28 protein-coding genes and 1 pseudogene are annotated in these 26,131 nt (G+C 66.2%); 14 read left to right on the forward strand and 15 right to left on the reverse strand.

The features are described 5' to 3' along the window. The first annotated feature begins 26 nt into the window (after positions 1-26). Together CYR75_RS00955 and CYR75_RS00960 are read left to right on the forward strand one after the other, a co-directional pair. The gene (locus CYR75_RS00955) at positions 27-404 is read left to right on the forward strand and encodes an NADH:ubiquinone oxidoreductase subunit NDUFA12 (protein ID WP_101498435.1); all 378 of its coding nucleotides are present in this window, start codon (positions 27-29) and stop codon (positions 402-404) included. Between the two features lie 10 nt (positions 405-414). Then, a complete protein-coding gene (locus CYR75_RS00960; protein WP_101498436.1) occupies positions 415-783 on the forward strand; it encodes a DUF2155 domain-containing protein in 369 nt (122 codons plus the stop codon). Here CYR75_RS00960 and aat read toward each other — a convergent pair. The 7 genes from aat to hisA form a co-directional block, all read right to left on the reverse strand. Then, on the reverse strand, positions 747-1,325 hold the full coding sequence (gene aat, locus CYR75_RS00965) for a leucyl/phenylalanyl-tRNA--protein transferase (RefSeq protein WP_264080896.1): 579 nt from the start codon (positions 1,323-1,325) through the stop codon (positions 747-749). The genes CYR75_RS00960 and aat overlap by 37 nt on opposite strands. A gap of 58 nt (positions 1,326-1,383) precedes the next feature. After that, positions 1,384-2,733 carry an acetyl-CoA carboxylase biotin carboxylase subunit gene (gene accC, locus CYR75_RS00970; RefSeq protein WP_101498438.1) on the reverse strand — a complete coding sequence of 450 codons (1,350 nt, stop codon included), beginning with the start codon at positions 2,731-2,733 and terminating at the stop codon, positions 1,384-1,386. A 9-nt stretch (positions 2,734-2,742) separates the two neighbouring features. Continuing rightward, positions 2,743-3,264, reverse strand: coding sequence for an acetyl-CoA carboxylase biotin carboxyl carrier protein (gene accB, locus CYR75_RS00975; protein WP_101498439.1), 522 nt, complete (start codon positions 3,262-3,264; stop codon positions 2,743-2,745). A 177-nt stretch (positions 3,265-3,441) separates the two neighbouring features. Continuing rightward, entirely contained in the window at positions 3,442-3,798 is a 357-nt protein-coding gene (locus CYR75_RS00980) for a phosphoribosyl-ATP diphosphatase (RefSeq protein ID WP_101498440.1), read from the reverse strand. After that, the gene (hisF, locus tag CYR75_RS00985; protein WP_101498441.1) at positions 3,795-4,556 is read right to left on the reverse strand and encodes an imidazole glycerol phosphate synthase subunit HisF; all 762 of its coding nucleotides are present in this window, start codon (positions 4,554-4,556) and stop codon (positions 3,795-3,797) included. Before hisF ends, CYR75_RS00980 begins: the two co-directional genes overlap by 4 nt. A gap of 39 nt (positions 4,557-4,595) precedes the next feature. Further along, complete coding sequence (locus CYR75_RS00990; protein ID WP_101498442.1) at positions 4,596-4,775, reverse strand: hypothetical protein; 180 nt, start codon at positions 4,773-4,775, stop codon at positions 4,596-4,598. A 57-nt stretch (positions 4,776-4,832) separates the two neighbouring features. After that, on the reverse strand, positions 4,833-5,549 hold the full coding sequence (hisA, locus tag CYR75_RS00995) for a 1-(5-phosphoribosyl)-5-[(5-phosphoribosylamino)methylideneamino]imidazole-4-carboxamide isomerase (protein WP_101498443.1): 717 nt from the start codon (positions 5,547-5,549) through the stop codon (positions 4,833-4,835). 139 nt (positions 5,550-5,688) lie between these two features. Between hisA and CYR75_RS01000 the strand changes: the two genes are divergently transcribed. Next, positions 5,689-6,072 carry a DUF2147 domain-containing protein gene (locus tag CYR75_RS01000; RefSeq protein WP_101498444.1) on the forward strand — a complete coding sequence of 128 codons (384 nt, stop codon included), beginning with the start codon at positions 5,689-5,691 and terminating at the stop codon, positions 6,070-6,072. A gap of 48 nt (positions 6,073-6,120) precedes the next feature. Here CYR75_RS01000 and hisH read toward each other — a convergent pair whose 3' ends face one another. Together hisH and hisB are read right to left on the reverse strand one after the other, a co-directional pair. Further along, positions 6,121-6,756: an imidazole glycerol phosphate synthase subunit HisH gene (hisH, locus tag CYR75_RS01005; protein ID WP_101498445.1), complete on the reverse strand. Its 636-nt coding sequence runs from the start codon at positions 6,754-6,756 to the stop codon at positions 6,121-6,123. Next, positions 6,756-7,343: an imidazoleglycerol-phosphate dehydratase HisB gene (gene hisB, locus CYR75_RS01010; RefSeq protein WP_101498446.1), complete on the reverse strand. Its 588-nt coding sequence runs from the start codon at positions 7,341-7,343 to the stop codon at positions 6,756-6,758. The genes hisH and hisB overlap by 1 nt, the downstream gene beginning before the upstream one ends. Positions 7,344-7,557: 214 nt before the next feature. Between hisB and CYR75_RS01015 the strand changes: the two genes are divergently transcribed. The 3 genes from CYR75_RS01015 (at position 7,558) to zapA (ending at position 10,189) form a co-directional block, all read left to right on the forward strand. Further along, a complete protein-coding gene (locus CYR75_RS01015) occupies positions 7,558-9,276 on the forward strand; it encodes a BCCT family transporter (protein WP_101498447.1) in 1,719 nt (572 codons plus the stop codon). A gap of 134 nt (positions 9,277-9,410) precedes the next feature. Continuing rightward, the gene (locus CYR75_RS01020; RefSeq protein WP_101498448.1) at positions 9,411-9,782 is read left to right on the forward strand and encodes a hypothetical protein; all 372 of its coding nucleotides are present in this window, start codon (positions 9,411-9,413) and stop codon (positions 9,780-9,782) included. Positions 9,783-9,784: 2 nt separating this feature from the next. Next, positions 9,785-10,189 (forward strand): cell division protein ZapA, encoded by a 405-nt coding sequence (zapA, locus tag CYR75_RS01025; protein ID WP_101498449.1) that lies wholly within the window; start codon positions 9,785-9,787, stop codon positions 10,187-10,189. A 140-nt stretch (positions 10,190-10,329) separates the two neighbouring features. On the opposite strand, the gene purF is transcribed toward zapA, so the two are convergent. From purF to radA, 3 genes and pseudogenes are all read right to left on the reverse strand, one after another. Beyond that, positions 10,330-11,817 (reverse strand): amidophosphoribosyltransferase, encoded by a 1,488-nt coding sequence (gene purF / locus CYR75_RS01030; RefSeq protein WP_101498450.1) that lies wholly within the window; start codon positions 11,815-11,817, stop codon positions 10,330-10,332. A gap of 125 nt (positions 11,818-11,942) precedes the next feature. After that, positions 11,943-12,605: a CvpA family protein gene (locus CYR75_RS01035; RefSeq protein ID WP_101498451.1), complete on the reverse strand. Its 663-nt coding sequence runs from the start codon at positions 12,603-12,605 to the stop codon at positions 11,943-11,945. 41 nt (positions 12,606-12,646) lie between these two features. Further along, a pseudogene (radA, locus tag CYR75_RS01040) lies at positions 12,647-14,012 on the reverse strand (DNA repair protein RadA). 116 nt (positions 14,013-14,128) lie between these two features. On the opposite strand from radA, the gene CYR75_RS01045 reads away from it, so the two are divergent. From CYR75_RS01045 to CYR75_RS01060, 4 genes are all read left to right on the forward strand, one after another. Continuing rightward, the gene (locus CYR75_RS01045) at positions 14,129-15,430 is read left to right on the forward strand and encodes a lipoprotein-releasing ABC transporter permease subunit (RefSeq protein ID WP_101498452.1); all 1,302 of its coding nucleotides are present in this window, start codon (positions 14,129-14,131) and stop codon (positions 15,428-15,430) included. Next, positions 15,423-16,106, forward strand: coding sequence for an ABC transporter ATP-binding protein (locus CYR75_RS01050; protein WP_101498453.1), 684 nt, complete (start codon positions 15,423-15,425; stop codon positions 16,104-16,106). Before CYR75_RS01045 ends, CYR75_RS01050 begins: the two co-directional genes overlap by 8 nt. A gap of 76 nt (positions 16,107-16,182) precedes the next feature. Further along, complete coding sequence (locus CYR75_RS01055; RefSeq protein ID WP_101498454.1) at positions 16,183-17,562, forward strand: FAD-binding oxidoreductase; 1,380 nt, start codon at positions 16,183-16,185, stop codon at positions 17,560-17,562. Between the two features lie 87 nt (positions 17,563-17,649). Continuing rightward, entirely contained in the window at positions 17,650-17,904 is a 255-nt protein-coding gene (locus CYR75_RS01060) for a hypothetical protein (RefSeq protein WP_101498455.1), read from the forward strand. 298 nt (positions 17,905-18,202) lie between these two features. Here the strand turns inward: CYR75_RS01060 and CYR75_RS01065 are convergent, their stop codons facing one another. Beyond that, entirely contained in the window at positions 18,203-18,922 is a 720-nt protein-coding gene (locus CYR75_RS01065) for a GntR family transcriptional regulator (protein WP_101498456.1), read from the reverse strand. A 110-nt stretch (positions 18,923-19,032) separates the two neighbouring features. On the opposite strand from CYR75_RS01065, the gene CYR75_RS01070 reads away from it, so the two are divergent. From CYR75_RS01070 to CYR75_RS01080, 3 genes are read left to right on the forward strand one after another with little or no spacing between them, the layout of a single operon-like run. After that, positions 19,033-19,734, forward strand: a complete 702-nt coding sequence (locus tag CYR75_RS01070; RefSeq protein ID WP_101498457.1) for an aspartate/glutamate racemase family protein — start codon at positions 19,033-19,035, stop codon at positions 19,732-19,734. 25 nt (positions 19,735-19,759) lie between these two features. Continuing rightward, positions 19,760-21,115: an NCS1 family transporter gene (locus tag CYR75_RS01075; RefSeq protein ID WP_225972788.1), complete on the forward strand. Its 1,356-nt coding sequence runs from the start codon at positions 19,760-19,762 to the stop codon at positions 21,113-21,115. Positions 21,116-21,149: 34 nt separating this feature from the next. Beyond that, positions 21,150-22,592, forward strand: coding sequence for an NCS1 family nucleobase:cation symporter-1 (locus CYR75_RS01080; RefSeq protein WP_101498459.1), 1,443 nt, complete (start codon positions 21,150-21,152; stop codon positions 22,590-22,592). Between the two features lie 463 nt (positions 22,593-23,055). Here the strand turns inward: CYR75_RS01080 and CYR75_RS01085 are convergent, their stop codons facing one another. Both CYR75_RS01085 and CYR75_RS01090 read right to left on the reverse strand, forming a co-directional pair. Next, on the reverse strand, positions 23,056-23,280 hold the full coding sequence (locus CYR75_RS01085) for a FitA-like ribbon-helix-helix domain-containing protein (protein ID WP_101498460.1): 225 nt from the start codon (positions 23,278-23,280) through the stop codon (positions 23,056-23,058). Continuing rightward, positions 23,273-24,904: a TniQ family protein gene (locus CYR75_RS01090; protein WP_158644546.1), complete on the reverse strand. Its 1,632-nt coding sequence runs from the start codon at positions 24,902-24,904 to the stop codon at positions 23,273-23,275. Before CYR75_RS01090 ends, CYR75_RS01085 begins: the two co-directional genes overlap by 8 nt. Positions 24,905-24,923: 19 nt before the next feature. Between CYR75_RS01090 and CYR75_RS01100 the strand changes: the two genes are divergently transcribed. Continuing rightward, on the forward strand, positions 24,924-26,129 hold the full coding sequence (locus tag CYR75_RS01100; protein WP_101498463.1) for an IS256 family transposase: 1,206 nt from the start codon (positions 24,924-24,926) through the stop codon (positions 26,127-26,129). Positions 26,130-26,131: the final 2 nt, after the last annotated feature.

Below are 26,131 nucleotides of genomic sequence, written 5' to 3' on the forward strand. Positions count from 1 at the left end.
GCAGCATACGGTAAAGGAGCCGGCTCATGTGGATCGTCGACCGAATTCTGACCTGGTGGCGCGGACAGACCCTGAATACGCAGGTCTGGACGGCGCTTTATGGCGAAAAGGTGGGTGAGGATGCGCAGGGCAACATCTATTACCAGACCAAGGGCGGCAAGCGCCGCTGGGTGATCTATAACGGCGAGGCCGAGGCCAGCCGCGTGCCGGTCGAATGGCATGGCTGGCTGCATCACACCTACAAGCTGCCGCCGACCACCGACCCGCTGCCGCGCCGCGCGTGGGAGCTGCCGCACCAGATGAACATGACCGGCACCCAACAGGCCTATCGCCCGGCCGGCTCGCTATATCGCGCCAAGCCCGTCGAGCGCAGCGATTACGACGCCTGGCAGCCCGATCCCTGAGCTTTCGCGGATGACCGTCACGCGCGCCCTGCCGCTGATCCTGTCGCTGCTGGCCGGTCCCCTTGCGGCCGAAAGCGTCACCACCACCCGCGCCGACGGAGCGCTGCTGCGCGCGCTCGACAAGGTGTCCAGCGAGACCCGCGACCTCGAGATGCGGCCCGGCGAGGCGGTGGATATCGGCCGGCTGACGATCCGGCTGGGCGAGTGCCGCTATCCGACCGAAGACCCGAACTCCGACGCCTTCGCGCAGTTGGTCGTCACCAACCGCACCACCCACGCGACGCTGTTCGACGGCTGGATGATCGCCTCGGCCCCGGCGCTGTCGGCGCTGGACGATGCGCGTTATGACGTCTGGGTGCTGGCCTGCATCACCTCGTGAAGTGAGGGCAGGGGACGGGCGGTGATGTCCGCCAGGCGCTGCATGGCCGGGAACAGCCGCCGCAGATAGGCCGCCTGCGACAGCGTCTGCCCGCCTAGCGAGGTCAGATGCGCGGTCGGAAACTGCGTGTCGAACAGCGTGAAGCCGCAGCGCGCCAGATGCACCGACAGCACCATCAGCGCGGTTTTCGAGGCATTGCTGCGGGCCGAGAACATGCTTTCGCCGAAAAACGCGCCGCCGATGGTGACGCCGAAGACGCCGCCGATCAGCGCCGCGCCGTCATTGACCTCGATGGAATGGGCATCGCCGCCGCGGTGCAGCTCGCGGTAAAGCTGGGCCAGCGGCGCGTTGATCCAGGTCTCGTCGCGATCCGCGCAGCCCGCCAGCACCCCGTCGAAATCGCGGTTCAGCGCCAGCGTCCAGTCGCAGCGCCGCAGATGCCGCCGCATCGAGCGCGAGACATGCAGCCCGCCCACCGGCAGGATGCCCCGCGTCCGCGGCTCGAACCACAGCAGTTCGGGGTCGTCCGCCGCGCGTGCCATGGGGAATATGCCATTGGCATAGCCGGCCAGCAGTTGCGCGGCGGAAATCACGACCGCCTCAGGCCGGGGCGTTCTCGCTGAGCCAGCGTTCCAGCCAGTGGATCGAATAGTCGCCTGACTGGATGTCGGGTTCCTGCAGCAGGGCCTGGAACAGCGGGATGGTGGTGTCGACCCCGTCCACGATCAGTTCCGACAGCGCGCGGTCAAGCCGGGCCAGCGCCTCGGTCCGGTTGCTGCCATGGACGATCAGCTTGGCGATCAGGCTGTCGTAATAGGGCGGGATCACGTAGCCGTCATAGATCGCCGAATCCATCCGCACCCCCAGCCCGCCGGGGGCGTGGAACTGGGTGATCTTGCCAGGCGAGGGGCTGAAATTGGGCAGCTTCTCGGCGTTGATGCGGACCTCGATGGCGTGGCCGTGGATGTTCAGGCGGTCCTGATCCAGATCCATCGGCTGGCCGGCGGCAACGCGGATCTGTTCGCGGACCAGATCGACGCCGAAGATCGCCTCGGTCACCGGATGTTCGACCTGCAGGCGGGTGTTCATCTCGATAAAGTAGAACTCGCCGTCCTCATACAGGAACTCGACCGTGCCGGCGCCGATATAGCCCAGCTTGCGCATCGCGTCGGCGCAGATGGTGCCGATCCGCTCGCGCTCTTCGGGGCTGATCGAGGGGCCGGGCGCCTCTTCCAGCACCTTCTGGTGGCGGCGCTGCAGCGAGCAATCGCGCTCGCCCAGATGGACGGCATTGCCGCGCCCGTCGCCGAAGACCTGGATCTCGATATGGCGGGGGCGTTGCAGGTATTTCTCGATATAGACGTCGGGATTGCCGAAGGCGACCTTGGCCTCGGACCGGGCGGTGCGGAACGCCACCTCGAGCCCCTTGTCGTCATGCGCGACCTTCATCCCGCGCCCGCCGCCGCCGGCTGTGGCCTTGATGATGACCGGATAGCCGATCGCGGCCGCGACCTTGCGCGCCTCGTCCACGTCGCTGACCCCGCCGTCAGAGCCCGGCACCACCGGGATGCCCAGCGATTTCGCGGTTTCCTTGGCGGTGATCTTGTCGCCCATGATGCGGATATGTTCCGCCTTGGGGCCGATGAAGGTGATGCCGTGATCTTCCAGCATCTGCGCGAAGCCGGCGTTTTCGGACAGAAAGCCGTAGCCGGGATGGACCGCCTGCGCGCCGGTAATCTCGCACGCCGCGATGATCGCGGCGGGGTTCAGATAGCTGTCGGTCGAGGGGGGCGGGCCGATGGCGACCGATTCGTCGGCCATGCGGACATGCATCGCGTTCGCGTCGGCGGTGGAATGGACCGCGACGGTGTGGATGCCCATTTCGCGGGCCGCACGGATGACGCGCAACGCGATTTCGCCGCGATTGGCGATCAGGAGCTTGTCGAACATACCGGCCGCCTATTCGACGATCATCAGCGGCGCGCCGTATTCGACGGGCGTGCCGTCATCGACGAGGATGCGCCGCACGATCCCGGATTTGGGCGAGGGGATGTGGTTCATGGTCTTCATCGCCTCGACGATCAGCAGGGTGTCGCCCTCGCTGACCTGCTGGCCGACGCTGACAAAGGGCGCGCTGCCCGGTTCCGCCGACAGGTAAGCGGTGCCGACCATGGGCGAGGTCACGGCGCCGGGCAGATCGGCCGGGTCGCCGCCGGTGGCGCCGGGCGCGGTGGTGGGCGTGGCCGGGCCAAGCTGCGGGGCGGCGGCCTGCGGGGCAGGCGCCGGGGCGGCATAAGCAGGCGCGGACATCAGCATCTGCTTGCCCTGCTTGGACAGGCTGACGGTCAGGCGGTCATGTTCGCCATATTCGCGCTTTACCGAAAGCTCTGCCAATTCGCTGCTGTTCAGCAATTCGGCCAGCGATTGAATGAAGGCCACGTCGTCCGCGTGGGTCTTGCCGGTCTTGGCGGTGTCGGTCATGAGCTTCCTCTGCCTTGTAAGCCCGCGTCTGGCGCGCGGCCGGTTTGCGGGCGCTTATATCAACGAACCGCAGGCAAGGGAAAGCGGTTTGGGCGTTTCGCCCTGCCTGTTTGCGGTTTCGAGCCGGGAAAGGCGGCGGGCCGAATCGGTGCGGCGCGCGCCCAAGCATCGGCTGCGTCAGCGCGGGGGTTCGCCGCCGCCGTCGCTGCGGGTGGCCTTTTCGGCGATGCCGGATTGCCCCTCGCGCCGGGTCAGTTCGGCGGCCACATCGGCCAGCGACACATCCCGCGCCGCCAGCATCACCGCGAGGTGATAAAGCACGTCGGCGCCCTCGGAGACCAGCCGCGCGCGGTCGCCGCGCACGGCCTCGATCACCGCCTCGATGGCTTCCTCGCCGAATTTCTCGGCGCATTTCTCTGGCCCCTTGGCCAGCAGTTGCGCGGTCCAGCTTGACGCCGCATCCGCGCCCTTGCGGCTGGCGATGGTGGCGTCGAGCCGGGCGAAGGCGGCATCGGGGGTGGGGGTTTCGGTCATGGCATCCGCACCGGGATGCCGGCGGCGGCCATATGGGCCTTGGCCTCGCCGATGGTGTAGGTGCCGAAGTGAAAGATCGAGGCGGCGAGCACGGCGCTGGCATGGCCTTCCAGCACACCCTCGACCAGGTGATCCAGATTGCCGACCCCGCCCGAGGCGATCACGGGAATGTCCACCGCATCGGCCACCGCGCGGGTCAGCGGCAGGTTGAAGCCGGCCTTGGTGCCGTCGCGGTCCATGCTGGTCAGCAGGATCTCGCCCGCGCCGCGTTCCGCGACCGTGCGGGCAAACGCGACCGCGTCGATGCCGGTGGGCTTGCGGCCGCCATGGGTAAAGATTTCCCACTTGCCGGGTGCGACGGTCTTGGCGTCGATGGCGCAGACGATGCACTGGCTGCCAAAGCGGTCGGCGGCGCGGCGGATCACGTCGGGGTCAGCCACCGCGGCCGAGTTGAAGGACACCTTGTCGGCCCCGGCCAGCAGCAATTGGCGCACATCCTCGGGCGTGCGGACGCCGCCGCCCACGGTCAGCGGGACAAAGCACTGCTCGGCCGTGCGGCGCACGACGTCGAACATCGTGCCGCGGTTTTCATGGGTGGCGTGGATGTCCAGAAAGCAGATCTCGTCCGCGCCGGCGGCGTCATAGGCGCGCGCGGCCTCGACCGGGTCGCCGGCATCGACGAGATCGACGAAATTGACGCCCTTGACCACGCGGCCATCGGCGACATCCAGACAGGGGATGATGCGGGTTTTCAACATGCCCGCCTGATAGCGCGGGGGCGGGGCAGGGGGAAGGGGCTACGCCTCGGGGCCGCGCATGATCAGCGCGTTGAAGGCGAACCCGCCCGCGACCAGGAACACGACGGCCCAGAACAGGTTGCCGTCGACGAATTCCAGCACCGACCACATCAGCAGCGCGGTCACGATCAGCAGACGCACCCAGAGCGGGCGCAGAATCGGATGGTTCGGGTTGATCATGTCTGCGGCCTTTGGTTCGGGATCAGGGGAGCGTCGCCGGCGGGAATGATCGCGCGCCTAGCGCAGCGCCGCAAGCGCCTGCGTCAGGTCGATGGCCCCGTCATAGAGCGCGCGGCCCGAAATCGCGCCCGCGATGACGCCGGTGTCGCGCAGCGCGGTCAGGTCAGCCAGCGACGCCACCCCACCCGAGGCGATGACCGGGACCGAGACCGCGCGGGCCAGATCGGCGGTCGCGGGAATGTTCGGCCCGCCCATCGCGCCGTCGCGGTCGATGTCGGTATAGATGATCGCCGCCACCCCGGCGTCCTGAAAGCTGCGGGCCAGATCGGTGGCCTGCATGTCGGTTTCATGCGCCCAGCCCTTGGTTGCCACCCGGCCCTGACGCGCATCGATGCCCACCGCCACCTGCCCCGGAAAGGCGCGGGCGGCGCTGCGGACCAGGTCGGGGTCTTCGACGGCGACCGTGCCCAGGATCACCCGGCGCAGGCCTTTGGACAGCCACATCTCGATCGTTGCCATGTCGCGGATGCCGCCGCCCAGCTGGCAGGGGATGTCGGTGGCGGCCAGGATCGCCTCGACCGCCGCGGCATTGACGGGCTGGCCGGCAAAGGCGCCGTTCAGGTCGACCAGATGCAGCCATTCCGCGCCCGCATCCTGAAACGCCCGCGCCTGCGCGGCCGGGTCGGTCCCGAACACCGTCGCCGCCTGCATGTCGCCGCGCAGCAGGCGCACGCAATTGCCGTCCTTCAGGTCGATGGCGGGATAGAGGATCATGGCGGCGCTCCTTTGTTGTGGCGGGGATGTGCCACAGGGTCGCCGGGTCGGCAAGCCGCAGGCCGTGGCGGACCCCACGTCATGCTTGCGGGAATCGCGGCTCTTGCCTCAGATCGTTCTATCCTGTGGGAGGAACAGCATGAACAAGATCCTGACCGCCGCCATCTTCGCCCTGATCGCCGGAGGCGCGGCCGCCGACCCCATCGAGGGGCTGTGGCAGACCCAGCCCGACGAGGGCAGCTTTGCCCATGTCCAGATCGCGCCCTGCGGCGCGGCCTTCTGCGGGACCATCACCCGCACCTTCAAGGACAAGACCGAGTATCAGTCACCCAATATCGGCAAGCAGATCGTCATCGACATGGTTCCGCAGGGGGGCGGCAACTACAAGGGCCGCGTGCTGCGCCCGGCCGATGGCAAGATCTATAACGGCAAGGCCGATGTCAGCGGCCAGAACATGAGCCTTGCGGGCTGCGTGGCCGGTGGGCTGATCTGCAAGAAGCAGTCCTGGGTGCGGCTGAAATAGCGCGGGGTTCGATCAGCGCGCTGTCCGGGCCGCTGGCATTGGCGCCGCCTAAGGGCGCCAATGCAGGAATTTCGAGATCAGCCGCAGCCCGACCGCCTGCGATTTCTCGGGGTGGAACTGGGTGCCGATGATGTTGTCGCGCCCGACGATCGCCGTCACCGGCCCGCCATAATCCACATCCGCCAGCAGATGGGCCGGATCGGCGGCGTGAAACTGCCACGAATGGACGAAATAGGCGTGGTCGCCGCTGGCGATGCCGTCCAGCACCGGATGGGGCTGGCGCAGGCGCAGGTCGTTCCAGCCCATATGCGGCACCTTCAGCGAGGCATCACCGGGCCGGATCGCGTCGATCCGGCCGGGAATCCAGCCCAGCCCGGCGGTGTCGCGGTATTCATGGCCGGTGTCGGCCAGCATCTGCATCCCCACGCAGATGCCGATAAAGGGCACGCCGCGCTGCAACACAGCCTCGGTCAGCGCCTCGACCATGCCGCCGACGGCGTCCAGCGCCGCCTTGCAGGCCGGAAAGGCGCCGTCGCCCGGCAGCACGATACGCTCGGCGCGGCGCACGGTATCGGGGTCCGAGGTCACGACCACCTCGGCGCCCACATCGCGGCCCATCCGCGCAAAGGCCTTTTCCGCCGAGTGAAGGTTGCCGCTGTCGTAATCGACCAGCGCCACCCGCATCAGAGCGCGCCCTTGGTCGAGGGCAGGCGGTCCTGCATCCTCGGGTCCGGCTCGACCGCCTCGCGCAGGGCGCGGGCCACGGCCTTAAACGTCGCCTCGGCGATGTGGTGGGCGTTCAGCCCGTGCAGCGCGTCGACATGCAGGGTGATGCCGCCATGGGTGGACAGCGCCTGAAAGAACTCTCGGACCAGTTCGGTGTCGAAGCTGCCGATCTTGGCCGTCGCAAAGGGCACGTTCCAGACCAGGAACGGCCGCCCCGACAGGTCGAGCGCGGCGCGGACCAGCGCGTCGTCCATCGCCAGCAGAAAGCCGCCATAGCGCCTGATGCCGCGCTTGTCGCCAAGCGCGCGGGCCAGCGCCTGACCGATGGCGATGCCGCTGTCCTCGACGGTGTGGTGGTCGTCGATATGGGTGTCGCCCTCGGCCCGCACGGTCAGGTCGATCAGCGAATGACGCGCCAACTGGTCCAGCATGTGGTCGAAAAACCCGACGCCGGTCTGGTTGTCATAGGCGCCGGTCCCGTCAAGGTCCACGCTGACCTCGATCCGGGTTTCGGCGGTGTTGCGCGAAACTGTCGCCTGCCGCATGGTTTTCCCCTTACATTGCCGCCCGCTTATAGGCCGCGCGTCCCGGCCCGCCAAGGTCATGCCGCATCGCCCATCGCACGATTATCCGCGGCTTGCGGGAAACATTTATGCCGTCTGCGTGTTTGGCCGAAGGGTGGCGCCGCTCACCGGGATGTGAGAAAAGCGCGGCCCCGTCCCGCAGGCGTTGCGGTGCAATCGAACCGAAAGGACTTTCATGGCCGATCCAGAAGAGCCTGTTTCGCGCGACCCGGCCCAGCCGGGCGAGCCGCTTGTCACCGGGCCCGACTTTGTCGAAGACCTGCCCGAGGATGAACCCGCGCCGCTGCCGGCCCCGGAAGGGGTCACGGACGTCATCGACACCGATTACGAGATCGGGCAGGACAACCTGACCGATCAGTTCGTGCTGAAATTCGACGTGCACCGGCCGGTCTTCACCATCTCGTCGCTGATCATCATCGGGATCGTGCTGGTCACGCTGATCTTCCAGCACGACCTCGACCCGTTCTTCAACGGGATGCGCGACTTCCTGACCGGCAAGCTGGACTGGTTCTTCATGCTGGCCGGCAATGTCTTCGTGCTGCTCTGCCTCGGGCTGATCGTCTCGCCCTTGGGCAGCGTGCGGCTGGGCGGGCCAGAGGCCACGCCCGATTTCTCGCTGCTAAGCTGGTTTTCGATGCTGTTCGCGGCCGGCATGGGCATCGGACTGATGTTCTATGGCGTGTCCGAACCGATGAGCCATTTCGACACCTCGCTGGTCGGCCCGGTGATCGAGGACGGCGTGCGCACCGACTGGGCGCCGCTGATGGGCGCGCCGGGGGATGAGCTGGCCGCCCGCCGTCTGGGCATGGCCGCCACCATCTATCACTGGGGCCTGCACCCCTGGGCCACCTATGCCGTGGTGGCGCTGGCGCTGGCGCTGTTTTCCTATAACAAGGGTCTGCCGCTGACCATGCGCTCGGTCTTTTACCCGATCCTGGGCGAGCGGATCTGGGGCTGGCCGGGGCATCTGATCGACATTCTGGCGGTGTTCGCGACGATCTTCGGGCTGGCGACCTCGCTGGGCTTCGGCGCGCAGCAGGCGACGGCTGGGTTCAACTTTCTGTTCAACTGGCCCAACAACAACACGACCATGGTCATCCTGATCGTCGTGGTGACCGGGATCGCCACGATGTCGGTGATCCTGGGCGTCGACAAGGGCGTCAAGCGCCTGTCCGAGGCGAACATGATGCTCGCCTTCGCGCTGCTGCTGTTCGTGATCCTCGTCGGGCCGACCCTGGCGATCTTCAACGGGTTCGCCAGAAACCTCGCATCCTATGCGCGCGAGTTCCTGCCGCTGTCGAACCCGTTCGGGCGCACGGATGACAACTTCCGCCACGGCTGGACGGCGTTCTATTGGGCGTGGTGGATCAGCTGGTCGCCCTTTGTCGGCATGTTCATCGCGCGGGTGTCGCGCGGGCGGACGGTGCGGCAGTTCCTGATTTCGGTCCTGCTGGTGCCGGCGCTGGTCTGCGTGTTGTGGATGACCACCTTCGGCGGCACCGCGATCTCGCTGACGCTGGGCGGGTTCGAGGGGATTTCCGATGCCGCGCTGGAGTTGAAGCTGTTCGCCATGCTGTCGCAACTGCCGCTGGTCTCGATCACCAGCTTCATCGGGATCATCCTGGTGCTGGTGTTCTTCATCACCTCGTCCGACTCGGGCTCGCTGGTGATCGACACCATCGCGGCGGGGGGCAAGGTCAACTCGCCGGTGCCGCAGCGCATCTTCTGGTGCTCGCTGGAGGGGCTGATCGCCATTGCCCTGATGCTGGCGGGCGGCCTGGGGGCGTTGCAGGCGATGGCGGTGTCCACCGGCTTTCCCTTTACCTTCGTGCTGCTGGGCGCCTGCTGGTCCATCGTGCAGGGCCTGCGGAACGAGCGGCGGAAACTGAAGTAGCGACCGCCCGCGCGCCCCTGTCGGACGCGATCTGGGCCGGGAACCGCCGGACGGGCAGGGACATCCTGCCCGTCCTTGTTTTTCGGGCCGAGTCCTGTCAGAAACATCGGCATGTTTTCTTGTCAGGATCGCCCATGACCAGTTTTGCGGACAGCGAAAAGCGCCTGAACGCGGCGCTTGAACGCATCGCCCGCGCGCTTGACGCGGGGCCGGCCCAAGCGGGCGCGGATGGCGGCGATGCAGCCCTTGCGGCCGAGAACGCGGCGCTGTCCCAGCGGCTGGCCGAGGCCGAGGCCGCGCTGGCCGATGCCCGCGCCACCATCGCCACGCTGGAAGCCGCCCGCGCCGAAGAAGCCGCCGCCCTCGACGACATCATGACCGAGCTTGAGGCGATGATCGCCGCCGCGCCGCCGCCTTCGGGCGATGACGTGGCCGACGCGCCCTATGCCGAGGATGTGACCCCTGCGCCCGGCGACGTGCTGCCATTCGACAAGCAAGAGGGCTGAAGATGGATGTAAGCTTTACCATCGGCCACAAGGACTACACCGTCCAGTCCCGCGACGGCGAGGAACGGCTGGTCCGCCGCGCCGCCGCGCTGCTGGATGAAGAGGCGCAGAAGATCCTAGAACAGGCCGGCCGCATGCCCGAGGGGCGTCTGCTGCTGCTGGCCGGGCTGATGCTGGCCGACCGCCACAGCAGCATGGAAGACCGCGCCCTGATGGCGGAACGCGAACTGGCGCGGATGCGCAGCGCCGCCAGCGGCATGGTCGCGTCCGAGGTGCAGGACGCGATGGCCGAACTCGCCGCCCGCGCCGAGGCGCTGGCGCAGCAGGCCGAGGGCGCGCGTGCTGGCGCGGCGGATGCCGGGGCAGGGGATGCGGGCAAGGAAACCGGGGGCGAACAGCAGGTCTGACGCTGTTGCAGGCTGAAGCGACGTCGGCCCGTGGCTGCGCGGGCTTAGCCTGACGCGGCGTCCGTTGCTACGCGCGGCAAGGCTGACCGGGCTGAAACGGCGGTCCCCGCCTCAGCGCAAACAGCGCCAACCTCTGCCGCCTACTCGGCAGCAAAGCCGGGGGCGGTTTCCGAGCCTTCCTTCATCTCGAATCCGCGCTCGACCTGATCATAGGGCGCCACCGGGTAATCGCCCGAGAAGCAGGCATCGCAATATTGCGGGCAGGAATTCTTGCGCCCGCCGGCCTCGCCCGCCGCGCGATAAAGCCCGTCCAGCGACACGAACGCCAGGCTGTCGACGCCCATCCAGTCGCGCATCTCTTCCGGCGTCATCCGCGCCGCCAGCAGCTTGTCGCGGTGGGGCGTGTCGACGCCGTAAAAGCAGGGCCAGGCGGTCGGCGGGCTGGCGATGCGGAAATGCACCTCGCGCGCGCCGGCATCCAGCACCATGTCCTTGATCTTGAGGCTGGTGGTGCCGCGCACGACCGAATCATCGACCAGCACCACGCGCTTGCCCGCGATCAGCGAGCGGTTCACGTTCAGCTTCAGCCGCACGCCCATGTTGCGGATCTGCTCGGTCGGTTCGATGAAGGTGCGGCCGACATACTGGTTGCGGATGATCCCCATGCCATAAGGGATGCCGGATTCCTGCGCATAGCCGATGGCCGCGGGCGTGCCCGAATCGGGGACCGGACAGACCAGATCGGCCTCGACCGGGGCCTCGCGTGCCAGTTCCACGCCGATCTGGCGGCGGGTTTCATAGACCGAGCGCCCGCCGATGATCGAATCGGGGCGCGAGAAATAGACATGCTCGAAGATGCAGAAGCGGGCATTGCGCGGCGCAAAGGGCCGGGCGCTTTCGATGCGGCCTTTCGAGATCACCACCATCTCGCCCGGCTCGACCTCGCGCAGAAACTCGGCGCCGATGATGTCCAGCCCGCAGGTTTCCGACGACAGAGCAAAGGCGCCGTCGCCCAGCTTGCCGATGACCAGCGGACGCACGCCCAGCGGGTCGCGCACGCCGATCAGCTTGGTCCGGGTCATGGCGATGACGCTGAACGCGCCCTCGACCCGGCGCAGCGCGTCCTTCATCCGCTCGGGGATGTTGCTCTGGATGGAACGCGCCATGAGGTGAATGATGCATTCCGAATCGCTGCCGGACTGGAAGATCGAGCCGCGCTCGATCAATTCGCGGCGCAGCGCCTCGGCATTGGTGATGTTGCCGTTATGGGCCACGGCGCAGCCGCCCATCGCGAACTCGCCGAAGAACGGCTGCACATCGCGGATATGGGGGGATTTCGCGCCGGTGGTGGAATAGCGCACATGGCCGATGGCCAGCATCCCCGGCAGCGTTTCCATCAGCGATTGCTTGGTGAAATTGTCGCGCACATAGCCGAAGCGATGGGCCGAGTTGAAGCCAAGCTCGGGGTCATAGCTGACGATCCCGCCCGCTTCTTGCCCGCGATGCTGCAGCGCATGCAGGCCAAGCGCGGTAAAGTTCGCCGCCTCGGAGACGCCGATGACACCGAAGACCCCGCATTCTTCGTGCAGGCGGTCATCGTCGAATGGATGCGCGAGGAAGGGTTTCATGGCGCTCACCTGGGCTCGATGGACTGGGGATCGGTTGCGGGGCTCGATCTGGGGGATCGGGCCCTAGATAGGCATTGGCGCGACCAAAGTCACGCCCCCTGACGAACCGATCCGCGTGCTGTGCCCTAGTTGGCCGCGGGTGCCGCCGGGGCGGGCGCGGGCGCGGGGGCCGCTTCGGTGGCCGCCTCGGTGGCTTCTGTGGCTTGCGGCGCGGGCTCTGGCGTGGTCAGCGCGGTGCCGGTGCAGCCGGACACAAGTTCGTTATAGCGGTTGGTGATCCAGCCCGGCGCGTCCTGCGGGATTTCCGCGTCCAGCTTGCCGGTCATGTTCTTGAACACCTGCGCCGAGCGGGAATTGTCGACCACCGGCACCGCCGTCGAGGTCATCACCCGGTCATAGACGATGAAGGCAATCGCCACCAGCAGGATGCCGCGGGCGACACCGAACAAAAAGCCCATGACCTGATCGACCCCGCCAAGCGCCGAGCGCTGGACCACGGACGAAAACAGCGGCGTGATGATCGAAAACAGCACCAGGGCCAGCGCGAACACCGCCGCAAAGGCCGCAATCGTAGCCAATTCGCAGCTTTCGCCCAGAAACTGGTCCAGAACCGGGATCTGCGCGATCATCGGCCGCGCCGTCGCGGCGAACAGGAAGGCCAGCACGGCCGCCCCGATCCAGCCCAGGATCGCCAGCGATTCGCGCACGAAACCCCGCGCATAGGCGAGGATCGCCGACAGGATGATCACCGCCGCCACGACGCCGTCGATAATGGTAAAGCCGTCCATTCTGCCACCTCTCAGCGGCGATGCTGGCCGCACTGTCCCGTTTAGCCGGCGCCGAAAACTTCTCCGACGAAACTTGTCAGATCGGTGATCCGGTCCAGCCGCATGTCCCTTGCGCCCTCGATCTTCTGGGCGGCGGGAATGATCGCCTGTGAAAAACCAAGTTTCTGCGCCTCTTTCAACCTGTTTTCGGCCTGCGCCACGGGTCGCAGCGCGCCGGACAGGCTGATCTCGCCGAAAATCGCACATTCCGGGGGCAGGGCCACGTCCTCGCGCGCGCTCAGCAGGGCCGAGGCGATGGCGAGGTCGGCGGCGGGTTCCTGCACCCGCATCCCGCCCGCGACGTTCAGGAACACATCCAGCCCGGCAAAGGGGATGCCGCAGCGGGCCTCGAGCACGGCGAGGATGGTCGAGACGCGGCCCGAATCGAGGCCCACCACCGTCCGGCGCGGGCTGGCGAGGGTCGAGGGCGCGACAAGCGCCTGGATCTCGGTCAGGACAGGGCGCGTGCCCTCGATCCCGGCAAAGACGGCGCTGCCGGGCGAGGGCTGGCCGCGTTCCGACAGAAACAGCGCCGAGGGGTTGGTGACCTCGGCCAGCCCGCCGCCGGTCATCTCGAAAACGCCGATCTCGTCGGCGGGGCCGAAGCGGTTCTTGACCGCGCGCAGGATGCGGAACTGGTGGCCGCGTTCGCCCTCGAAATACAGCACCGTGTCGACCATGTGCTCGACCACGCGCGGACCGGCGATCTGGCCGTCCTTGGTGACATGGCCGACGATGATGACCGCGACGCCGCGCCGCTTGGCGAAGGTCACCAGCTCATGCGCGCTGGCGCGGACCTGGCTGACCGAACCGGGCGCGGCCTCGACCGTGTCTGACCATAGGGTCTGGATCGAATCGACGATGGCCAGATCGGGGCGTTCGGTGTCCAGCGTGGTCAGGATGTCGCGCAGCGCAGTTTCCGCCCCCCAGCCGCACCGGCGCGTCGGCCAGACCCAGCCGCTGCGCGCGCATCCGGACCTGGGCGCTGGCCTCTTCGCCCGACAGATAGATCGCCTGCAGCCCCTGATTGGCAAAGGCGGCGGCGGCCTGCAGCAGCAGCGTCGATTTGCCGATCCCCGGATCGCCGCCGACCAGAATGGCCGAGCCGGGCACCAGCCCGCCGCCCAGCACCCGGTCGAATTCGTCCATCCCCGATTTCGCGCGCGGGGGCGGGGCCTCGGGCGTGGACAGCGCCGTCAGCGGCACCGCGCGGCCCTTGGCGGCGCCCAGGCCCCGGCCCGGCCCCTGCGACAGGGGCGCTTCCTCGACCACGGTATTCCACGCGCCGCAGCCATCGCAGCGCCCGGCCCATTTCTTGTGGGTCGCGCCGCAATCCTGACAGACGAAGCTGGTCACCGGTTTTGCCATGGTCGCCTTATTGGCAGAGCGAAGGGGGGGCCGGCAAGCGGGCGACTCACGGCAATGTCGGCTTGCGCTTGACGCGCTTTGCCCCCACACCCTTGGCGCGAGCCACAGGACCGGACATGCCCAGCCCCAGACCGTTTTCCCGCTATGAATTCCTGATCGCCTGGCGCTATCTGCGCGCCCGCCGGGCCGAGGGCGGGGTCAGCACCATGACCTGGATCAGCCTGATCGGCATCGCACTGGGGGTGGCCGCGCTGATCGCCACGCTGGCCGTCCGGGCCGGGTTTCGGGCCGAGTTCGTGGACACGATCCTTGGCGCCAACGCCCATGCCTCGGTCTATCTGTCGGCCACCAGCTTCACCAACGAGTTGACCGGCGAGGTCTATACCCAGTCCGGCCGGATCGAGGATTACACGGACATGGCCGCCCGGCTGGCGGCCGTCCCCGGCGTCATCCGCACCGCGCCGGTGGTCAAGGGACAGGTCATGGCCACCGCCGGCGACCGCGCCAACGTGGCCGAGGTGTTCGGCGTCACCCCGCAGGATTTTGCCCGCATCCCGCGCATCGTCGACCCCGAAACCTCGGTGGGCGAGATCGACGCCTTCCCTGACGGCATCGCCATCGGCTCTGGCATCGCGCGCGAGCTGGGCGTGGTCATCGGCGACCGCATCCGCCTGATCTCGCCGCAGGGGGCGCAGACCGCCTTTGGCACGACGCCGCGCGTCAACGCCTATCCGGTCACCTATATCTTCAGCGCCGGGCGCTATGACATCGACCGCACCCGCATCTATATGCCGCTCCCCGAGGCGCAGTCCTATTTCAACCGCGAGGACGTCGCCGACGAAGTCGAGGTCTATGTCGAAGACCCCGAAAACATCGCCGCGCTGACCCTGCCGCTGATGGAAGCCGGCGGCGACCGGGCGCTGATCTGGACCTGGCAGGACAGCTCTGGAAGCTTTTTGCGCGCGCTGGATATCGAGGATGACGTGATGTTCGTGATCCTGTCGGTGCTGGTGCTGATCGCGACCATGAACATCACCTCGGGGCTGATCATGCTGGTCAAGAACAAGGGCCGCGACATCGGTATCCTGCGCACCATGGGCCTGACCGAGGGCGCGGTGATGCGCGTCTTCTTCCTGTGCGGGGCCTTCACCGGCGTCATCGGCACGCTGGCGGGGGTGGCCTTGGGCGTGGTCTTTGCGCTGAATGTCGATCACGTCATGTCGGCGGTGAACATGATCTCGGGCGGAGGGGCGTGGGACCCCTCGGTCCGGGGCATCTATGAGCTGCCGGCGCGGTTGCGGGGCATCGACATCGCCCGTGCCGTGGGGCTGTCGCTGACGCTCAGCTTTCTGGTCACCATCTTCCCAGCCCGCCGCGCCGCGCGCATGAACCCGGTCGAGGCGCTGCGTTATGAGTAATCCGGTCCTGCAACTGAACGCCATCGTCAAGACCTACAACAAGGGCCAGCCCGGCCAGATCGAGGTGCTGCGCGGGCTGGACCTGCGGCTGGACCGGGGCGAGGTCGTGGCGCTGGTCGCCCCGTCGGGCGCGGGCAAATCGACGCTGCTGCACATCGCCGGGCTGCTGGACACCCCCGATGCCGGGCAGGTGGTGCTGAACGGCCGCGACATGACCGGCCTTGGCGACCGCGCCCGCACCGCCGCACGCCGCAACGAGCTGGGCTTTGTCTATCAGTTCCACCATCTGCTGCCGGAATTCACCGCCGCCGAGAACATCGTCCTGCCTCAGCTTGCCAATGCCGTGCCCGCGCCGCGCGCGCAGGCCCGCGCCGCGGCACTGCTGGACCGGGTCGGGCTGGCCCCGCGCGCCGATCACCGCCCGGCCGAGATGTCGGGGGGCGAGCAGCAGCGCGTGGCCTTTTGCCGGGCGCTGGCGAACGAACCCTCACTGCTGCTGGCGGACGAGCCGACCGGCAATCTCGACCCCGCCACCTCGGACCGGGTGTTCGGCGTGCTGATGGCGCTGGTCCGCGACACCGGCATGTCGGCGCTGATCGCGACGCATAATCTGGAACTCGCCGGGCGCATGGACCGGGTCGTGCGGCTGGATGCGGGCCGCGTCGTTACCGCCTGAGATGCGGCCAGATGGGGGCTTTCGCGCCGCCGCCGCTTGCGCCATTCTGCCGCCCACAGGCAGACAGGGGGCGCAGATGGACAGCCACGCGCAGGCATTCGACGAAATCTGGGCGGTGATCGGGGACCGGCTGTCGACGCGGCAGGCCGACCGCGACCTGCACGGCCAGTCCGAGACCTGGCACCGCGCCCCGCCCCCCGATGCCGTCGCTTGGCCTGAAACCACTTCCGAGGTCAGCGCGATCCTGGCGATCTGCAACCGCCACCGCTGCCCGGTGATCGGCTGGGGCACCGGCACCTCGCTGGAAGGTCACGCGCTGGCCACGCAAGGCGGGCTGGTGCTGGACATGATGCGGATGAACCGCGTGATCGAGGTCCGGCCCGAGGATCGGCTGGCCGTGGTCCAGCCCGGCGTGACGCGCGAGGCGCTGAACACCGATCTGCGCGCGACGGGGCTGTTCTTTCCCATCGACCCCGGCGCCAATGCGAGCCTTGGCGGCATGGCCGCGACGCGCGCCTCGGGGACGATGGCGGTGCGCTACGGCACCATGCGCGACGCGGTTCTCGCGCTAGAGGTCGTGCTGGCCGATGGCCGCGTCATCCGCACCGGCACGCGGGCCGCGAAATCAAGCGCCGGCTATGACCTGACCGCGCTGATGGTCGGATCGGAAGGGACGCTGGGGATCATCACCGAACTGACCCTGCGCCTGCACGGCCAGCCCGAGGATGTGGCCGCCGCCGTCTGCGCCTTTCGGACGCTGGACGAGGCCGTGGCCTGCGTCGCCATGACCATGCAGATCGGCATCCCCATGGCCCGGATCGAGTTTCTGGATTCCCTCGCCATGCGCGCGGTGAACCAGCACGCCGGCAGCGATCATCCCGAACAGCCGCATCTGATGGTCGAGTTCAACGGCGCCCCCGCGACCGTCCGCAGCGATGCCGAGGCTTTCGGCGAGATCGCCGAGGAATGTGGCGGACAGGGCTTCCGCTGGGCGACCTCGCCCGAGGACCGCAAGCGCCTGTGGGAGGCGCGCCACGCCTCGTACTGGGCGACGCTGAAGCTGCGTCCGGGCGCGACCGGCGTCGTCACCGATGTCTGCGTGCCGATGTCCGAACTGCCCGCCGCCGTCGCCGCCGCAGCCCGCGACATCGCCGAGGCAGGCATCGTCGGCACCATCGTCGGCCATGTCGGCGACGGCAATTTCCACTGCCTGCTGCTGATCGACCCTCAGGATGCGGACGAACTGGCCCGCGCCAAGGCAGTGGCCACCGAGATGTCGCGCCGCGCCCTGCGCGTCGGCGGCACGGTGTCGGGCGAGCACGGCATCGGGCTGGGCAAGCGCGGGTTGATGCAGGAACAGCATGGCGAGGGCTGGGCGGTGATGGCGGCGCTGAAACAGGCGCTGGACCCGAACGGGATCCTCAACCCCGGCAAGCTGGTGCCTGACCCTGCGTAAGGTGCGGCGTCCATCGCGTTGAGGCCCAGCGGGAACCCGCCGGCAGGGCCGGGTGTTGGTTCGGTGTCAGTACAGGAAGGATCGACCATGAGCAGCCCCCCCGACCAGCCCGTCGACAAGCAATCCCGCCGCCACGTCCCGGCCCTGATCGCCATCGCGGTCGCACTGGTGGCCGCGGTCGTTGCATGGCTCTTTTTCGGCGTGGCCGAGACGGAAGACGTCACGAACGAGACCACCGCGACGCAGGTGGTCCCCGAAGCCGAGACCCCGGCGGCGATCCCCGACACCTCGGTCGAGAACCCCACCGTCTCCCCCGAACCCGCACCGCCCGCGCCGCAGTAACGGTTACGGCAGCAGGAGCAAGCGCCCCTCGGCTCGGCCGGGCGGGCGCTTCTGGGTTTGCGTGAGAGGGGTGAAGGGCGAGGCTTCGTCAGCGGGCGGTCTGACTTCGCCGTCGAGATCGCGCGGGCCGTCTCGGACCGGTGCGGGATCGGCAGACACAGCGCTGATTGGGAGAGCGAATCATCTTTGTCGCAGCTCAAGCTGGCATCCTGAGTCGTCGTTACGACATCATCCCACGCACAGCCCGAGTGATTGCGGGCAAATCAGCCAAGCCAAAGCCAATCCGCAGGTGGACCAATCACTCCGCCGCCCGCAGCGCCAGTTGTTCGGCGAGGGTGCGGTTATCGGTCGCCGGACGGCTGAAATCCAGCCCGGATTCGAGGTGGCGCAGATGCTCGTCCAGCAGGGCGACAAGGCGTGATTCGTCCCGCGCCTCGATCGCGTCGACGATCGGGCCGTGCTCGCTTTCGGCGCAGGTCGAGGTGCCGCTCTCGTTATAGAGGCCCAGAATCAGCGTCGTCCGCAGCGTCAATTCGCCCAGAAACCGCTCGAGCACGCGGTTGCCGGCGATGGTCGCCAGCCGCATGTGAAACGCCCGCGACAGCCGCAGCTCTGCCGGCTTGTCGCCGGTGGAACGCGCCGTGGCTTCCTCGGCAATGGTCTGACGCATATGCAGGATATCGGCCTCGGTGGCGCGTTCGATCGCGCCGCGGCCAAGCGTCCGCTCGATGGTCCGGCGCGCCTCGAACACCTCGCGCGCCTCTTGCGGCGAGGGGGTCGCGACAAACGCGCCGCGGTTTGGCCGCAGCTCGACCACATGCTGCGCGGCCAGCGCGGTCAGGGCGCGGCGCACATTGGCGCGGTGGCACTGGAACAGATCGCTCAGCGCCTGTTCGCCCAGCTTGGTGCCGGCGGGCAGGCGCTGTTCGGCGACGGCGGCCAGGATGGACGCGACGATGGCGTCCTCGGGAGTGCGCGCCGCCTCGGCCATATCATCTTTCACAGCGATTTCATCCATCTGTCCAACCTATCCGATCTTTCCGGATCGAGGCAACACGCGCCACACAAATTGATGCTTGACGTGACGACATATTTTGTCACCAAATATTGGTGACAAAAGGAGGCGCCATGGAAATTCTTGTGATCAACCCGAACGCGACGGTGTCGATGACCGAAAAGATCGTCGAAAGCGCGCGCCGGGTCGCGGGGCAGGGGACGACGATCATCGCCGCCACCGGCCAGCCCCCGGCACCCGCGAGCATCCAGGGCCATCATGACGAGGCGATGGCGGTGCCGGGCCTGCTGGCAAGGCTGCGGCAGGCCGAGGCCGACGGCGTGGACGGCGTCGTGGTCGCCTGCTTCGACGACCCCGGCATCGGGGCCTGCCGCGAGGTGTTTTCGGGCCCGGTTCTGGGCATCTGCGAGGCCGCGACCAAGGCCGCGACCATGCTTTCGACGTCATTTTCCGTCGTCACCACGCTGCCCCGCTCGGTCCCGATCATTGAACAGCTGATCCACGGCTATGGCCTGTCGCATCAATGCCGCCGGGTCCGGTCGGCGGAAATCGCGGTGCTGGCGCTGGAGGAAGAGGGTTCTGGCGCGCGCGAAAAGGTCCGCAACGAGATCCTGCGCGCGGTCGAGGAGGACCGCTGCGAGGCTGTCGTGCTGGGCTGCGCGGGCATGGCCGACCTGACCGCATGGCTGACCGAAGAGACGGGCGTGCCGGTGATCGACGGGGTCACCGTCGCCACGCGCATGGTCGAGGCGCTGATCGGTTGCGGCCTCAAGACCAGCAAGGTGGGCGCCTACGCGCCGCCAATCGAAACCTGATCGCGTGTTCAAGGGAGGAACAGACATGGCGATGAGTGCAGAAATCGATACGGTCCACATCGAGACGCTGGACCAGAAGGCCGTCGGTCAGGAAAGTCTGGCGCCGCAGACCGCGCGGATCATGGACCCCTGGTCCTATTTCTTCGCCTGGCTGGGGGGCTGCGTGTCCATCGGGACCTTCACGGTCGGGTCCGGACTGGTCGGCACGCTGAACCTGTTGCAGACGTTCGTGGCCATCGCCATCGGCTGCGTGGTCATCGGCGCGGCGCTGATGATCAACGGGCAGGCCGGCCACAAATACGGCATCCCCTTCATGGTGCAGGCGCGCTCGTCCTTTGGCTTTACCGGCAGCCGCATCCCGGCGCTGGTGCGGTCTGTGCCCGCCATCGTCTGGTTCGGCTTTCAAAGCTGGATCGGCGCCGGCGCGCTGAACCTCGTTTCCGCGACGCTGTTTGGCTATGACAACATCGTCGTGTTCTTCATCGGCTTCCAGTTCCTGCAGATCGGCCTGTCCGTGCTGGGCTTTCACGGCATCAAATGGCTCGAGAACATCGGCTCGGTCTTCATCATCTTCTCGCTGATCTACATGTTCTTCAGCGTGCTCAGCAAATATGGCGAGCAGATCTCGACCAATCTGGTCAATGTCGAGGGCACCTGGGGCGCGCCGTTCTGGGGGGCGACCATGCTGTTTCTGGGCATCTACAGCACCATGATGCTGAACGTGTCCGATTATTCGCGCGAGTTGCGGCGCAGCGTCGGCCCGCTTCGGCAGGTGGTGATCTATGCCAACTCGATCCTGCCGGCGACGCTGTTCATGGGGATGATCGGGCTGATGGTGTCCTCGGCCACCGGCGAGGTCGATCCGATCCGGGTCTTTTCCAGCGCCGTGGACAACAAGTTTCTGCTGATCACGACGCTGCTGTTCATCGCCTTCGCGCAGGTGACGACGAACATCCTGAACAACGTCGTCCCGCCCGCCTATGCGCTGATGGACGTGTTCGAGCTGAAATTCCGCACCTCGGCGATCCTGGTCGGGCTGCTGGCCTTCTGCACCTTCCCCTGGGAGCTGGTGAAGGACGAATCCGCCGCCGGCCTGAGCATCTTCATCCAGACCTATTCCGCCTTTCTCGGCCCGATCTTCGCGATCCTCGTCGTCGATTACTTCATCCTGCGCCGGCAGCGGCTGGATCTGGACAAGCTCTATGACGCGGACGGGCCGTATCGCGGCGTGAACTGGGCTGCGGTCATCGCCATGGCCATCGGTGTCGTCGTCGCGCTGATCTTCTCGGGCATCTCCTGGTACGCGAGCCTGATCCCGGCCGGGCTGGCCTATTGGCTGCTGATGCGCGTCCTGCCCAGTGCCCGCCGCTTTGCCAGCTGATTGCGCCACGCCATCTTCACAGGGAGGAAGACCCATGACCATCGTCACTGATCTGCCCGTCACACAGGGCGGAACCCTCGACCCCGAGGGCAACACCCTCAACCCGGTCGGGGCGGACGAAAAGACCTGGGGCTGGTTCGCCATCTTCAACATCTGGGCCAATGACGTGCAGTCGCTGTTCGGCTATTCGCTGGTCGCGTCGCTGTTCATCTCGTTCGGCGTCGGAGGCTGGACGGCCTTTGCGGCGCTGATCTTTGCCGGTCTGTTCACCATGTGGATGGTGAACCTGTCGGGCGCGCCGGGCGAGAAATACGGCATCCCCTACCCGGTCCTGGCCCGCGCGAGTCTTGGCACCCAAGGGGCGAAACTGCCCGCGATCCTGCGGGCGACAGTGGCGGTGTTCTGGTATGGGGTGCAGGTCTATTTCGCCTCGACCGCCGTGGCGCTGCTGATCCATTCCGTCACCGGGCTGGACGATGGCGGGGCCTTTCTGGGGCTAAGCGCCATCGACTGGCTGTCCTTCCTGATCGTCTGGGGCCTGCACATCGTCATCTTCTGGCGCGGGATGAGCTGGGTCGAGACCTTCCTCAACATCGCGGGGCCGTTCGTCTATGTGGTGATGATCGGCCTGGTGATCGTGCTGTGGCAGCGTTCGGACGGGCAGCTTCTGTCGGCGACGGCCACGATCTTCGCCAACCCCGACAGCAGCTTTGCGACCGAGTTCAAGGGCTTCGTCGCCATCGTCGGCACCATGGTCGCCTATTTCGCGGCGGTGATGATCAACTTCTCGGACTTTTCCCGCTATGCCCGAAACCGGCGGGCGATGCGGGTGGGCAACCTGATCGGGCTGCCCTTCAACATGATCCTGTTCTCGGCGCTGGCGCTGCTGACCACCGGCGGCGCGGCGGTCGTGTTCGGTGAAGAGATCATCAACCCGACCGAGATCGTCGAGCGCACCGACAGCGTCCTGCTGGGCGTGATCGCGGCGATCACCTTCTTTGCCGCCACCATGGGCATCAACCTGGTCGCGAATTTCATCCCGGCGGTGAACGGGATCGCCAACCTCTCGCCCGAGACGATCACCTTCCGCAAGGCCGGGCTCATCACCTCGGTCTTTGCGCTGGTGATCGGCGGGTTCTGGAACAGCTTCATCAGCCAGTTCGGAATCAGCGGCTTCGTCAACACGTTGGGCGCGACGCTGGCCCCGATCTTCGGGATCATGATCGTGGACTACTACGTCCACCGGCAGCAGCATCTGAGCACTGAAGACCTCTACGACATGGAGGGCGGGATCTATCACTACGGCAACGGCTGGCACGACGCGGCGGTCAAGGCCTTCGGCCTGGCGGCCATCTTCTCGGTCGCGACCGTATGGGTGCCGTGGTTCTCGGCGCTCGAGGGCTATAACTGGGTGATCGGCGCGATCCTGGGCGGCGTGCTGTATCACGTATTTGTGGGAAAGAAGGTGAAAGGTTAACGGATTGCTGCTGGACCGGCGGAGCGTTGCTTCGCCGGCTTTTTCTGGCTCGATTGCGCGTCGAGCCGGGTCAGAAAGTCCTAGCGTTGCATGCTCGCGGCACCTTTCTTGACCGACAACCCGATGTTCAGTCGTCCGGCGGTGCAGTGGGTGCTATTCGTTGCTTGCCGTCAGCGCCAAAGCCCGCAGGGCGATGGGTGAGACACCACCAAAAGTCATAGCAAATCTTCTGACGAGAAAGGGCGCACTATCTGCCCCTAAACACTCGGTGGCAAACGTCACGAAGTTCTGCCTCTCGCGCTGATTTTTCTTTCATGAAATCCACCGCTGATCAGGCGCAACAGCCGCGAAACCTGCCTTTTCGTTCAGAAAGAACTGCCTCGATTAAGGCATGAAAAAAGCCGGCTCAACGCCACCTTTTTCTACGATCGCCACCTACCCCTGTGGGTTTTAATGCAATAGATCAGGGTCCGCCCTCGCGAGGGACGCTCAGTTCACTTCCTATAACACCAGCGTCCTCGAAACGCCGCCGTAGTTGCTGACCAAAGCCACCGGTCTTGGTCGCGACGTAGGCGTTTGTGAGGATCGCTCGCACCTCCGCTTCCAGACTCCTGCCGTTGCTCTTCGCGCGGTCACGCAAGTAATCGTGCACCTCGTCGGGGATTTGTCGGACGGTCATATTACCCATTGAAAACTCCATCAGTCGCGGGAAAAAAGCTTCTGCTCGGGAGATCATTCCGTCGGAAGATCATGTTACAACGGGCATGCAGTTCAAGCGGCTGCACGCCTCGATCAACCTGCAAGACTGCTTCCGCTCCGGGCAAACGCCCGGATTGTGCCGCCAAATCCACAACAGTGATGTACTTCGTCGCAAATTTTTCAACGGAACGAGACGTGACATAGCGGCGGATGCGGGCAGTCTGGTGCTCCCTAACTATGCGAGGTTCCAGGATGCCCTGATCGATGAGGCCGCGCACTGTGCGGATGCTGACCCGCATACGCTTTGCAGCCTCCGCTGGCTTGATGGCGCCATCTTGTTCAGCGGCGAATGCCATCCGCAAAGCATCAATTGATACGCGGAAGTCGCGGAAGCGCGCTTGAGGTGCCTTATCTGCGTACAACTTGAGATGGTTTTCGACAATGATGTGGGTGACGCGATCCACTGGCATACTGAGTCTCCTCGATGTCTCCGGTATATCGAAAAGCTGTTCTGACAAAGTCTCTTTGGCTGCCAGTTCTCTCAGCTTATCTAGAAACACCTCAAGGTCTCGCGGGTGATATAGCGGAACGCTGTTATGTTCCGCATAGTATCTTGGGATCAGGCCCCGAGTCGTGAACTTCGCCATCATAATGCGATCAATCCCGACGACGTGTGCCGCCTCGGTCGCGTTGAGAAGGACATCGATCCCGGTGGCAATGTCTCTCACTATGTTCGCCGGAACGTACTGGTTCAGGACGAATTGCTTGCTCACGCTGCTACGCTGCGCCAGCCCGATTGCGGCTAATCGCCGCCCGAGCTTCCAGCCGGATATCCCGAAGGTGCTGCGCGCCGTCGCCAGCGAGTGCACGTATTGCTCTGGACAGGGTTGGCCCAGCACCACCTGCCCCTCCGCGATCGGGAAGTTCCGGAACACGAAGTCCCGGACAATGTCTCGGATGACATCGAAATCCGGATCGTCGTCGCGGTAGCGCAACCACTCGAAGAACACCCGAAACCGAGTCCGGTAGAGCGTGCTATCGAGCGGCTGCGCCATCTGAAGATCCTTGAGCTTGGCGCGAAAGGCATGCGGGCCTCCGCGCAGCACCCGAAACCCCGCCGTTCCGGCGGCCGCCCAATCAGCCGGCGCAACAAGGTCGCGTTTGGCATCCGCGCCATGGGTCAGGAGGAGGCCAAAGCCTTCGCAGGTCTGTGCTGCGACATGAAACGGCAGGCGGTCCAGCCAGCCATCACTCGCGCCGCTCTGAACGCGGTGACGCAGGTATCGCTCCAGTTCCAGGTCGGCGGCTGCCGCGGATACCGGAGCGACCGGGGCGTATCGTTCCAGCAGGCGCATGACATCGAAGGTATCGTTGCCATTCTGACGTGGTGGCAGGGAAACGAGATAGCAGCCATGGACCGGGCAGGTCCTCACCGAAGCCAGCTGCCACAGGCCATGATGGGCTGCATGATCAACATGCCGGCCTTCCGCGAGGCAGGCCGGGCAGCTTCGGTAGCGTCCGAGCACGTGGTGTAATTTCACCGGCACGTTCGGTGTAATCCCGGGTGGCCATCGAGGTGTATGGTCGAGGTGGAGTTTGGCGACTTCAACCACGGACCACACGGAGACCCCGATGACCAAGACCAACATGGACCTGTCCGAGCTTCTGCAAAAGCACGATCAGGGTGATTTGCTTCGCAGCATTGCCGAGGCCGTCCTCCAGCTGATCATGGAAGCCGATGTAGACGGCCTGATCGGCGCCGGGCGCCATGAACGCAACGGCGACCGCACGACCTGGCGCAATGGCTACCGCGACCGGTCCCTCGATACCCGTCTGGGCACGCTGAACCTGCGGGTGCCGAAGCTGCGGCAGGGCAGTTACTTCCCCGGCTTCCTCGAGGCCCGCAAGACTTCGGAACAGGCTCTGGTCGCGGTGATCCAGGAAGCCTGGATCAGCGGTGTCTCAACCCGGCGTGTCGATGATCTGGTTCAAGCCATGGGGCTGAGCGGCATCTCGAAGAGCACGGTGTCGAAGCTGTGCAAGGATATCGACGAACGCGTCGGCGAGTTCCTGAACCGTCCGCTCGCCGGCGAATGGCCTTACGTCTGGCTCGACGCCACTTATCTGAAGGTGCGCCGGGGCGGTCGGATCGTCAGCGTCGCGGCCATAATCGCTGTTGCCGCCAACACCGAGGGCCGCCGCGAGATCATCGGCCTTGGGATCGGGCCATCCGAGGCCGAGACCTTCTGGACGGATTTCCTGCGTTCGCTGAAGGCCCGCGGCCTCGACGGGGTGAAGCTGGTGATCAGCGACGCCCACACCGGCCTGAAAGGCGCGATCGCCCGTGTCTTCGAAGCCACCTGGCAGCGGTGCCGCGTTCACTGGATACGCAATGCCCTGGCCCATGTTTCGAAGGGCCAGCACACAGTCGTCGCCGCCGCGATCCGCCAGGCCTTTGAACAGCCCGACCGCAAGCACGCTGGCGAGACTTGGCGCCATGTCGCCGAGCAGCTCCGCACCCGCTGGCCCAAGCTGGCCGATCTGATGGATGCCAGCGAACATGACGTGCTGGCCTACATGGCCTTCCCGCGCCAGCATCGCACGAAGCTGCACAGCACAAATCCGATTGAGCGCCTCAACAAGGAGGTAAAGCGCCGCGCCGATGTCGTCGGGATCTTCCCCAACGAAGCATCGATCATGCGCCTCATTGGGGCCGTGTTGTTCGAGCAGAATGACGAGTGGCAGACCTCGAGCCGCTACATGATGGTCGAGGCCTTCGCGCAAATCGACAAGGAGGAGATTGATCCCATTCTCAGCATCACAACGAAAGCCGCCTGATC

Origin of the sequence: Paracoccus jeotgali, assembly GCF_002865605.1 — a bacterium.
Taxonomy (GTDB): Bacteria; Pseudomonadota; Alphaproteobacteria; order Rhodobacterales; family Rhodobacteraceae; genus Paracoccus; species Paracoccus jeotgali.

Coding starts and splice junctions, on each gene's coding strand:
- CYR75_RS00955 (WP_101498435.1), top strand. CDS start 27: ATGTGGATCGTCGACCGAATTCTGACCTGGTGGCGCGGACAGACCCTG.
- CYR75_RS00960 (WP_101498436.1), top strand. CDS start 415: ATGACCGTCACGCGCGCCCTGCCGCTGATCCTGTCGCTGCTGGCCGGT.
- aat (WP_264080896.1), bottom strand. CDS start 1,325: ATGGCACGCGCGGCGGACGACCCCGAACTGCTGTGGTTCGAGCCGCGG.
- accC (WP_101498438.1), bottom strand. CDS start 2,733: ATGTTCGACAAGCTCCTGATCGCCAATCGCGGCGAAATCGCGTTGCGC.
- accB (WP_101498439.1), bottom strand. CDS start 3,264: ATGACCGACACCGCCAAGACCGGCAAGACCCACGCGGACGACGTGGCC.
- CYR75_RS00980 (WP_101498440.1), bottom strand. CDS start 3,798: ATGACCGAAACCCCCACCCCCGATGCCGCCTTCGCCCGGCTCGACGCC.
- hisF (WP_101498441.1), bottom strand. CDS start 4,556: ATGTTGAAAACCCGCATCATCCCCTGTCTGGATGTCGCCGATGGCCGC.
- CYR75_RS00990 (WP_101498442.1), bottom strand. CDS start 4,775: ATGATCAACCCGAACCATCCGATTCTGCGCCCGCTCTGGGTGCGTCTG.
- hisA (WP_101498443.1), bottom strand. CDS start 5,549: ATGATCCTCTATCCCGCCATCGACCTGAAGGACGGCAATTGCGTGCGC.
- CYR75_RS01000 (WP_101498444.1), top strand. CDS start 5,689: ATGAACAAGATCCTGACCGCCGCCATCTTCGCCCTGATCGCCGGAGGC.
- hisH (WP_101498445.1), bottom strand. CDS start 6,756: ATGCGGGTGGCGCTGGTCGATTACGACAGCGGCAACCTTCACTCGGCG.
- hisB (WP_101498446.1), bottom strand. CDS start 7,343: ATGCGGCAGGCGACAGTTTCGCGCAACACCGCCGAAACCCGGATCGAG.
- CYR75_RS01015 (WP_101498447.1), top strand. CDS start 7,558: ATGGCCGATCCAGAAGAGCCTGTTTCGCGCGACCCGGCCCAGCCGGGC.
- CYR75_RS01020 (WP_101498448.1), top strand. CDS start 9,411: ATGACCAGTTTTGCGGACAGCGAAAAGCGCCTGAACGCGGCGCTTGAA.
- zapA (WP_101498449.1), top strand. CDS start 9,785: ATGGATGTAAGCTTTACCATCGGCCACAAGGACTACACCGTCCAGTCC.
- purF (WP_101498450.1), bottom strand. CDS start 11,817: ATGAAACCCTTCCTCGCGCATCCATTCGACGATGACCGCCTGCACGAA.
- CYR75_RS01035 (WP_101498451.1), bottom strand. CDS start 12,605: ATGGACGGCTTTACCATTATCGACGGCGTCGTGGCGGCGGTGATCATC.
- CYR75_RS01045 (WP_101498452.1), top strand. CDS start 14,129: ATGCCCAGCCCCAGACCGTTTTCCCGCTATGAATTCCTGATCGCCTGG.
- CYR75_RS01050 (WP_101498453.1), top strand. CDS start 15,423: ATGAGTAATCCGGTCCTGCAACTGAACGCCATCGTCAAGACCTACAAC.
- CYR75_RS01055 (WP_101498454.1), top strand. CDS start 16,183: ATGGACAGCCACGCGCAGGCATTCGACGAAATCTGGGCGGTGATCGGG.
- CYR75_RS01060 (WP_101498455.1), top strand. CDS start 17,650: ATGAGCAGCCCCCCCGACCAGCCCGTCGACAAGCAATCCCGCCGCCAC.
- CYR75_RS01065 (WP_101498456.1), bottom strand. CDS start 18,922: ATGGATGAAATCGCTGTGAAAGATGATATGGCCGAGGCGGCGCGCACT.
- CYR75_RS01070 (WP_101498457.1), top strand. CDS start 19,033: ATGGAAATTCTTGTGATCAACCCGAACGCGACGGTGTCGATGACCGAA.
- CYR75_RS01075 (WP_225972788.1), top strand. CDS start 19,760: ATGGCGATGAGTGCAGAAATCGATACGGTCCACATCGAGACGCTGGAC.
- CYR75_RS01080 (WP_101498459.1), top strand. CDS start 21,150: ATGACCATCGTCACTGATCTGCCCGTCACACAGGGCGGAACCCTCGAC.
- CYR75_RS01085 (WP_101498460.1), bottom strand. CDS start 23,280: ATGGGTAATATGACCGTCCGACAAATCCCCGACGAGGTGCACGATTAC.
- CYR75_RS01100 (WP_101498463.1), top strand. CDS start 24,924: ATGACCAAGACCAACATGGACCTGTCCGAGCTTCTGCAAAAGCACGAT.